This is a genomic window from Chthoniobacterales bacterium (assembly GCA_018883245.1).
Lineage (GTDB): Bacteria > Verrucomicrobiota > Verrucomicrobiia > Chthoniobacterales > JACTMZ01 > JACTMZ01.
In genome coordinates this window covers 23,480-32,910 of the sequence record VEQL01000031.1, presented here as the reverse complement: position 1 = coordinate 32,910, position 9,431 = coordinate 23,480, and the positions used below count along the sequence as shown (strand labels likewise).

The 9,431-nt window shown below is 61.6% G+C and carries 5 protein-coding genes; 1 reads left to right on the top strand and 4 read right to left on the bottom strand.

The genetic code is table 11. The features are described 5' to 3' along the window. The first annotated feature begins 20 nt into the window (after positions 1-20). Positions 21-1,400 (top strand): PEP-CTERM sorting domain-containing protein, encoded by a 1,380-nt coding sequence (locus FGM15_10535; GenBank protein ID MBU3666293.1) that lies wholly within the window; start codon positions 21-23, stop codon positions 1,398-1,400. 399 nt (positions 1,401-1,799) lie between these two features. Here the strand turns inward: FGM15_10535 and FGM15_10530 are convergent, their stop codons facing one another. The 4 genes from FGM15_10530 to FGM15_10515 all read right to left on the bottom strand — a co-directional run bounded on the left by FGM15_10530 (position 1,800) and on the right by FGM15_10515 (position 8,987). Continuing rightward, a complete protein-coding gene (locus FGM15_10530; protein ID MBU3666292.1) occupies positions 1,800-2,924 on the bottom strand; it encodes an ABC transporter permease in 1,125 nt (374 codons plus the stop codon). A gap of 1 nt (position 2,925) precedes the next feature. Next, a complete protein-coding gene (locus FGM15_10525; GenBank protein ID MBU3666291.1) occupies positions 2,926-5,724 on the bottom strand; it encodes an ABC transporter ATP-binding protein/permease in 2,799 nt (932 codons plus the stop codon). 102 nt (positions 5,725-5,826) lie between these two features. After that, the gene (locus FGM15_10520) at positions 5,827-6,876 is read right to left on the bottom strand and encodes an HlyD family efflux transporter periplasmic adaptor subunit (GenBank protein MBU3666290.1); all 1,050 of its coding nucleotides are present in this window, start codon (positions 6,874-6,876) and stop codon (positions 5,827-5,829) included. A 377-nt stretch (positions 6,877-7,253) separates the two neighbouring features. Beyond that, positions 7,254-8,987, bottom strand: coding sequence for an alpha/beta hydrolase (locus FGM15_10515; protein MBU3666289.1), 1,734 nt, complete (start codon positions 8,985-8,987; stop codon positions 7,254-7,256). Positions 8,988-9,431 lie beyond the last annotated feature (444 nt).

Sequence of the window (9,431 nt, the reverse complement as noted above, 5' to 3'; positions counted from 1 at the left end):
CCAATGGCAACACGGTCTCTGTGACCGCGGCCCAGATCAATCTCGGCGCCGGCGGCTCGCTTACGAAAATCGGCTCAGGCATGCTTGCCGTCAACAACGACGCCGGCTTCTCCACGGGCACGTGGAATGTCAACGCCGGCTCCCTCAACACGGTCGGCTACTTCAACGGAGCCAATGTCAACGTCGCTGGCGGCACGCTGAACCTCAACCGCGTTGGCGGCAGCCACCTCGGCCTGAGCAGCACCCAAACGACCACGCTTTCATCCGGTGCCATCAGCAATACGGGCGATCTCTACCTCGGCTTCTCCCCGGGCGGAAACGGCACGCTTAATCAGAGCGGGGGCACTTTGGCCGTCTCGGGCTTCTTCCAGCTCGGCGGAAATGGTGGCGTGGGCACCTGGAACATCAGCGGGGGCACGCAGAACATTACCGGAACACTGGCCGTCAATGCCAACAGCACGATCAACATCAACAACGGCGGCACGCTTACCAAAGCCCCGACTTTTGTGGGTGGCGGCCTCGTCTCCCTCAATAGCGGCGGTGCTTTGACGCTCGCCGACAGCCTCACGATCGGTGCGGGCGGCACGCTCAAATTCAACGGCGGAACGGCCTCCATCGGCGGTGGGACCAACTACCTCTTCAACAGCGGCACGGTGGACGTGAATGGCCAGACAGTGGCTGCCGGATCCTACGAGGCCGCCCAGATGGCCAGCACCGGTAGCAAATTGGCAAACTCCAGCTCGAACGCCGCCACCATCATCGGCACCGGCAACAAGAACACGGTGTGGATTGCTGCCGCCGGCGCGGTCATTGAAACCGTGGGTGACCTAACCATCAACTCGGTCGTCACCGACGGCGGAACGGCCAATGGTTTCACCAAGACCGGGGCCGGCAAGCTCACGCTGGCCAATAGCGGCAATACTCTCGGCGACACGACCGACATCAGCGAGGGCACCTTGATGCTCACAGGCAATCTTGGCGGTGGCGCCTTGCTCAATATCGGAGCCAACGGAGCCATCGGCGGTAGGGGCATCCTAACGGGCAGCCTCAACCTTGATGAGGGAGCTGACTTCGTCTTCGACCTCAACGGGCCTCTCATGGTCAATGAAGGCAATGTCAGCTTCGGCGGTCTGAGCATGGCGAACATCATCGGCCTCGACAGTTCCGTGGACTTCGGCACTTACAAACTCATCGACGGCACTGCGACGTTCGATTTCGCCAATGTCTCGAACTGGGGTGCTGCCAACCAGGTCGACCTCGGTGGAGGCAAGTTTGCCTACTTCTCCGAAGGCAGCCTGCAGGTCGAAGTCGTGCCCGAGCCTTCCACCTACGCCCTGCTTGCGGTGGCGGCCGCCGGCTTGGGTGCGCACGTGGTGCGCCGCCGCCGCCGCAATTCCTGACATAGTTTACTTCATCGGGGGGATGAAGTAATGCCCGTCCGCGCAAGTGGACGGGCATTTCCATTCAAGAGCAACAATCCGAAGGCCAACAGTCGCCTGCGGATTGTTTCGCGCGCGGCGCCGGAACGAATAATTTCGGAGCAGAGCGACCCTGGCTGGGACAGTTTTGTAAAAGTTGTAGCCGTTGCGCCATCTACTGCGCGTGCTCGGAAAGTGGCATCGGCTTCTCTCCGAGCCGTAGGCTCTACGAGCTGGAGGCCAGCCGATGGCTTTGGCTTCTTCATTGGCAGGGATGCCAATGCCACATCCGGCAGCGTCGCCCCACATCATTTCTTAAAACGCCATGGCGGATATCAGCTTGCTGGGGGACCGGGAGGCACCAGCCTGCAGCATTCGGTTTTATTTGGTCACCGCGATGGATTTCCGGAAAAGCGCGAGGCTGAAGGCGAAAAATCCGAGCCCGATCCCCGAGACCATCAGGAACTGAGGCCAGACCGAGAAAAGCCCGCCGCCCCGGTAGATGATCACCTGCGAAAAGCTCACGAAATGCCTTGAAGGCAAAAAGAAGGTCAGGCGCTGCAGCCATTCGGGCTGGCTCTCGACGGGGGTCGATCCTCCCGAAAGAAGCATCAGCACCAAGACCACCAGGATGTTGAGGAGCGCGAACTGCGCCATGGACCGCGAGATCGTCCCCAGGAAGATCCCGAGCGCCGTGGCGAAGAAAAGGTAGAGCACGACGCCGAAGAACCACAGCGCGTGCGAGCCCGCGAACGGCACCTTCAGCGTCATCTGCACGATGCCGAAGATCGACACCGCGGCGGCGACAAGGATCACGAGCCCGTTGGCCCAGACCTTCGCCATCGCGATCTCGAAGGCAGAGAGCGGCATCACGAGCAGGTGTTCGAGCGTCCCGTGTTCGCGCTCCCGGATCACCGCGGCACCGGTCAGCACGATCGTCAGCAACGTGATCTGGTTGATGATGGCCACCACGCTAAGGAACCAGGAGGCCGTCCCGTTCGGGTTGAAGAGTTTCCGGACCACGAGCCGGATGGGTGGGTTCTGCTCCTCGTCGGTGCGTTTCAGGTAGTTCGAAACGCGTTTGCTGATCATGTTCTTGATGTAGTTCGAGCCGATACCGGCCTGCTGCATGGCGGTCGCGTCGATGTTGATCTGGACCTCCGGGTTGCGACCGAAGCGCAGGTCCTCCTCGAACCTCGGGGGGATCACGACGACAAACATGAAAAGGCCGCGGTCCATTGCGCTTTCGATCTCGCCCGTGCTGATCATTTTCGGGACTTGGAAGCGCGGCGGGTAAAAGAGGTTGACGAGTTCCCGGGAGAGGGCCGACTGGTCCTCGTCCGCGAAAGCGATCGAGGCGTTGTTGACCTCGTTCGACGTGCCGGTCGCCTGGATGTAGATGGCGAAGGTGAACGCGTAGATCACGAAAAGCAGCATGACCTTGTCGCTCGCGAGGCTGCGGAGTTCCTTCAAGCCGAGCCACCAGATGTTCAGGAACGTCCTCATCTCATTTTTCCTGTTTTCTCAAGCCGAGCACGCTGAACGCCCAGAGGATCGGGATGCAGCAGGCCAGGAAAATAATGTCCGGGACCATGAGTCCGGGCTCCAACCCCTTGGTGTAGGTGCCCACGCTGGAGTGCATGTAATAGGTCGTCGGCCAGATCGACCCGATGAGCCGCGCCCGCCCCATGAGCGTGGAGACCGGCTGGAGGAGGCCCGAGAACTGGATGGTCGGCGTGATCGTCAGGATGGCGGTGACAAAAACGGCCGCGACCTGGCTCGAGGTGAAGGTCGAGATCACCATGCCGATGCCGGTCGTCGCGGTCACGTAAAGCAGCGCGGTCACCGCCAGCATCAGGAAGCTTCCCTTGACCGGGACCCCGAAAACGGCCAGCGCGATCGCCGCCAGCACGAAGAAATTGATCATGCCGATCGCGACGTAAGGCATTTGCTTCCCGAGCAGGTATTCGAGGCGGCCGGTCGGCGTCACGTAGAAGTTGATCATGGAGCCCAGTTCTTTTTCGCGGACGATGCTGACCGCCATGAGGATCGCGGGGATCAGGACGAGGAGCAGCGCCGGGACGCTCGGCACGATGGAGTAAACGCTTTCGAAGGTCGGGTTATACATGAAGCGGTCCTGGTATTTGACCGTGTCCTTCGGCATCGGCACACCGATCTCGCTGGCGCGGTTTTTCAGCATGAGGTCGTGGACCCCCTGCACGTATTGGGCGACCGTCTCGCCGCGGAACGTCATGGCTGCGTCCACTTCGGCCAGGACCTGCGGCTGCAGTCCCCGCCGCAAATCCATCCCAAACCGGGGAGGGATCTCGAGGACGAGAGAAACTTTGTCGGCTTGCAGTCTCTGGAAGGCTTCGGCGGCGGATTGGGCTGGCGCGGCGGGGACAAAATAAGGTTTCGCCCCTGCGAATTGTTCGAGGTAGGCGCGGCTCTCAGGCGAACGGTCGAGGTCGAGCGCGGCGTAGCGGATGTCCTCGATGTCGGTCGTGATGCCGAATCCGAACACGACCATGAGAAGCGCCGAGCCGATAAAGGCGAAGACGAGGCGCACCGGGTCGCGGAGGATCTGCATGGTCTCGTTGCGGGCATAGGCGAACATCCGTGCGAGCCGCAATTTGAGGGAAGCGGCTTCCGCTGGCGCCTTTTGGGCTGCCGTTTTCGCGGCCACGGGCTTTTCATTTTTCGGCGCTTCTTCTTTTTTCGGGGAGGCGGCTTCGTCCTCCTTGATCGCGTCTTCCATGTAACCGATGAAGGCGTCTTCAAGGCCCCGCGCCCCGCGCGTTTCGATCAGTTTTTGCGGCGCGTCACAGGCCAGCACCCGTCCGGCGTTCATGAGCGAGATCCGGTCGCAGCGCAGGCCTTCGTTCATGAAGTGCGTCGTGATGAAGATCGTCACACCCTGCTTGCGGGAAAGCTCGATCAGAAGCTCCCAGAAACTGTCGCGGGCGACGGGGTCCACGCCGGAGGTCGGTTCATCCAGGATCAAGATCTGCGGCTCGTGAAGGACGGCGACCGCGAGCGAAAGCCTCTGCTTCAGTCCCATCGGCAGCGAGTCCGTCAGGGCATCGAGGTGCGGGCCGAGTCCGAATTTTTCGACGAGCTCGTTGATCCGGGCGTCCGCCTTTTCGCGCGGGATGTGGTAAAGAAGGGCGTCCAGCACCAGGTTCTCGCGAACGGTGAGCTCGCCGTAAAGCGAGAACGCCTGTGTCATATAGCCGAGGTTTTTGCGCACCTCCATGCTCCCCGCCTCGACGGAACTTCCGAAAAGGGTCGCGGTGCCCTCGGTCGGGGGCAGGAGCCCGGTCAGCATCTTCATGGTCGTGGATTTTCCGCAGCCGTTCGAGCCGAGGAAACCGAAGATCTCGCCGCGTTCGATCGAAAGGCTGACGTGGTCGACGGCGGTGAAGTTCCCGAACCGGCGCGTCAGTCCCTTCGCGTCGATGACGATTTCGGATTTCTCGGCCTGCCGCGGCGGGATGGAAAGTTCGGTGTGGCCCCTGCGTTTTTCTTCCGGGAGGAGACCGATAAAGCACGACTCGAGATCTTTTGTTCCCGTCCGCTCCATCAGTTCGCGCGGCGTTCCCGTCGCGAGCACCTGCCCGGCGTCCATCGCGACGATCCAATCCCATTGCTGCGCTTCTTCCATATACGCCGTGGAGATGAGGACGCTCATCCCGGGCCGGCTCGCGCGGATGTGGTCGATCAGGGTCCAGAACTGCTGGCGCGAAAGGGGGTCGACGCCGGTGGTGGGCTCGTCGAGGATCAGGAGGTCCGGGTCGTGGACAAGAGCGCCGCAAAGGCCCACCTTCTGCTTCATCCCGCCCGAAAGTTTCCCGGCCGGGCGGTCGGCGAAAGGCGCTAGGCCTGTGGCTTCGAGCAGTTCCCAGACGCGGCCCTGGCGCTCGGCGGCGGACAGCCCGAAAAGGCGCGCCATGAAATCGACATTGTCGAAAACGCTGAGCTCCAGATAAAGGTTCTTGCCCAGCCCCTGAGGCATATACGCGATCTTGGGGCAGACTTTTTCCCGGTGACGGGCGTCTGCCATATCGCCATTCAGGACGTTCATCGTTCCCTGCTGGAGCCGCTTGGATCCCGCGATCAGGGCCATGAGCGTGGACTTGCCGACGCCGTCAGGCCCGATGATGCCGACTCTGATCCCGCCCGGCACGTCGAGGGAGATGCGGTCGAGGGCCGTCACTTTGCCGTAGCGGTGAGTGACGTCCTTGATGGAGATAACGGGCTTTGCCGTGGTAAGCGAGGGACCGGAAGCTTGGGGAGAAGGCTTCACGTCAGGTCCTTCCCGGGCTCCGATGCGAGCACCTCGTTCTTATGTTTGGCCAAAATGTTTTGCTCCGTTTTTTCCGGTTCAAGGGGAGAACGGGCTGGCGGCTCATTGACGGGCTGCTTCGTTCGCGGGCACCAGGACGGGCTGCGTCTCGGGCGGCACGAAACGTTTTTCCAGCCAAGGAGGCCAGGTCACGGAATCCGATACTTTGACATAGCCCACCCCGCGGATCCCCGTCTTGATGTAATCGATGTAGGCGTAAATCGATTCTTTCGGGACCTGGATTTTCACCCGGAACATCAACTTGTCGCGCTCGGTCCGCGTTTCGACCTGTTTCGGGGTGAACTGCGCCTCCGGCGACACGAAGCTCACATAGCCGATGGCCGCGCGGTCCGGCGCGGCATCGAGAGTGATCCGGGCGTCGGCGCCGATCTTGATCCTGGCAGCCTGTTCGGAGGGAAGGTAGATCTCCATGTAAACGTCTTGGAGGTTTACCAGCGTCAGCGCTTTGCCTCCGGCCGCGAGCATCTCGCCCGGTTCGGCCATGCGGTAGAGCACCCTTCCCAGGACGGGTGACTTGAGGACCGCGTCGTCGATGTGGGTCTGGATGGTTGCTGCGGCCGCTTTGGCGACCTCGACATCCATTTTGGCCGTGTTCAGCTGGGCGATTTCTTCCTCGTAAGCGGCCTTGGAGGTCGCGAGGTCCGTCGTGCGCGCGTCGAATTCCCTCTGCGAGATGACTTTGCCTTCGACAAGTTTTTTGGTGCGGTCGTATTCAAGCTGGGCGTTATCGAGGATGCTTTTCTGTTTCACGACGGCAAAGTTCGCCGTGGCCACCCGTTCCTGCGCGCTGACGACCTTCGAGTTGGCTTCCAGCAGCTCGGCCTCGAACGTGTTGGCGTCCAGGCGCGCGAGCACCTGACCCGGCTTCACGAGATTGCCCTCGTCCACCAAGATCTCCTTCACCCGGAGCGCGTCCTTGGCGACCACATCGACCAGCTTCGCTTCGATCCGCCCGTTGCCGTATGAGATCCCCTTCGGAACGGCGTAGCGTTGCGATTTCCAGTGCTGGTAACCGAAAAATCCCGCCGCGGCCGCAACCACGACGATCAGCACGATCCATTTGAGAAATTTTTTTGGGCTGGTATTGGGCATCGCGGACTCAGTGTGATCCGATGTTTTCAAGGAAGGAACACCGTTCGTTTGTTTTTCTGCCACTTTCAGGGGCAGCTAGGCAATGCAGTTCCATCCTTGCTCCATGCGATCGACCGGCGGACTGAAATACGTCCCACCGTTGCCGACCTTCCGCACCGCGCTGCGCAGTTCGCCCTTGGCACCCCGACTGTGCACACCCGTTCACCCGGCGTTCACGGCGGCATCATCACGCCGAACATCACGTCGTCCAGCCCTTTCTCCCGGGCCAGACCGAGGGCCTCGTGACCGTTGGTCGCTTCCCCAATGATGTCGAAATCCTTGAAGCAAGCGCAGACTCATGGTTCGACCGCGTTTGAAACCAACGCGGTTGACGGGGATCAGTGATTTGCGTGGGCGTGGAGGATGCGCGCAACTTCGGCAATCGATTGGGGATGCTGATGTGCGCTGTGGTCCGAGGGAACGATCTTTTCCGAATCCGCCTGCGGGAGGTGAGAACTCCAGTAGGGCACGACGCCGTCGCCCATGACGGGATCCGGTCCCTGCGTTTTGTTCCCCCCAAGACCGCGGTCGCCGACGATGACATGCAGCGGAACACCCGAAGCGATGGGAATGGCGTTGATGGCGCGGACGTAGCGGCTGTTCGGGGCGAGTGTGTCGATGGCGTTTTGGGCGCGTCGCAACTTCAGCTCTCCGAACTGAAGTGTGGCGAGGTGAGCTGCATCGACGCCGGCGCGAAGGAGCGCGCGGGGAGTTCGGACAAGCATGGAGCCGATGCGCCCGACGAGTCCCCGGGCGAGTTCGCTACCGCGCAGGGGTGCGGCGATGAATATGACGCGTCCCACCTCGGGTCGCTTTTTGAAGACGAGCGAATTCGACAACAGGCGCTTGGTCCTTTCGGGCAGACGTGTTTCCTGCGGCGTGCGGCCGAAAATGCCCTTCCACAATTTGTCGCCGGTGTCGGTAACGAGAAGGCGTGCGATGCAGCCACCCATGCTGTGCCCGATCACCACCATGGGTCGGCGCAGAGGCGCTTCGGCCAGAGCTTCATCCAATTGTCGGCGCAACACCGAGGCCGAGTAGCCGTAGGGGAATCCGCTGGGATAACTGTAGAGCCAGATCTGATATTTGCGGAGTATGGCCGGGTCCGAACGCAAGCGGTTGATCATCGGCATCCACGTGGCGGCAGTATCCTTGAGGCCGTGGATGAAGAGCAGCACCGTCTTGTCCGGATCGTAGGGTTGCATGCGGATGATGCGCGCCGTGTCGGCATAGTCGTCCGGGCGCAGCAGTCGCGCTTGATCCAGAGTGGCTCTGGTGCCACGCAAGCTGTAGGCCAAAGGGGCGCTGAAGTCTGCCGCCAGCGGAAACTCACGGCCACCCATCCTCACGGTCTCGGTCTCGAGCGGATCGAGCAGTTCCAGTTCGGCTGCATCGCCCCTGAATCGCAGGATGGCTGTCACGCCGTAGGAATCCTGCGGCGGGGCCAATTCCTCGTTCCGCTTGCGAATGGATTTCCGTGCCGTGGCGACGAGCGGCGCGCCGATACCCTCCTTGCGCGAGCGTTCGCCAAACCGTTTCGTTTTCACGGGCACCGAGTCGCTGGCAATGAAATCGTATTCCGCCGGACTCTTTGCTTTCCGCGGATCGGTAAGGTAGGTGAGGTGGCGGAACTCGCCCCCGGACGGCAGAAGCAAAGCGCTCTCCCATGGCGAGAGCTTCTCGCGTTTAAGCACTCCCATGACCCGGGCCACGGCGGCGTTGTAGGTCTCGAGGGCGACAGGGTCACCCGGCTGTCTTTCGACCTGACGCCAAGCATGCGCCGCGGATGACAAGGCTGCACCCAAGGCATCGGAGGTATGTGGAAGCTGCGCGCCTCGCACGGCGGGAGCGGAAGCAGAGCGCGGCAGCGAATCGGAAGGCACCGCGCAGCCGCACAAGATCAGGGCGGAAGAAAGCGCTGCTGCTCTACGAAAGAACTCAATGCGCGGGAATACCCAGCCTGGGCCTATGCAGCGGGAGCGTTGGCCCCTTTTTTTCCCGAAGATCTCCGTGTTCACCAGACAAGCCTTAAAGGTGCAGTGCTCCACTCGCGAGCATGGATTTCCCTGCATCCGGCCCGCACCTTCTCGGGAGCCGCAACGCTGGAACTAGGTTCGGGCTGTGCTCTGCGGCGGCGTTGCCGGTCGGCACCGCAGGAGCGCTGCGGTTGGCGAGGCGGAGGAAGTAAGCCTCACCAAACCGGCTTGGCAAAGGCAAACAAAACGCCCGCCAGCCGTGAGGCAAGAGGGCGTCTCATCTTGATTGTTTTTGATTTTGCGGGGCTATATCCAAGGCGAATGACCTTCCGCGCTTTAGAACCTATCCCAAAACCTGGCGCGGTGGCGTTGCGGATAATTTTCGTTTGTGGCAAGGAGCAAGCGATGTGGCTGTATCCTCTGCGATACAGTCTCGAGCGCCGCGACGCAGCCACGGACGGAAAGCGCCGCAACCCTCTCGGGCAGGGCCATGGCGGGGCGTCTGGCGGCGTTGCTTCGCCAGTCACGATGCGCAGAGGC

Coding starts and splice junctions, on each gene's coding strand:
- FGM15_10530 (MBU3666292.1), bottom strand. CDS start 2,924: ATGAGGACGTTCCTGAACATCTGGTGGCTCGGCTTGAAGGAACTCCGC.
- FGM15_10520 (MBU3666290.1), bottom strand. CDS start 6,876: ATGCCCAATACCAGCCCAAAAAAATTTCTCAAATGGATCGTGCTGATC.
- FGM15_10515 (MBU3666289.1), bottom strand. CDS start 8,987: ATGCAGGGAAATCCATGCTCGCGAGTGGAGCACTGCACCTTTAAGGCT.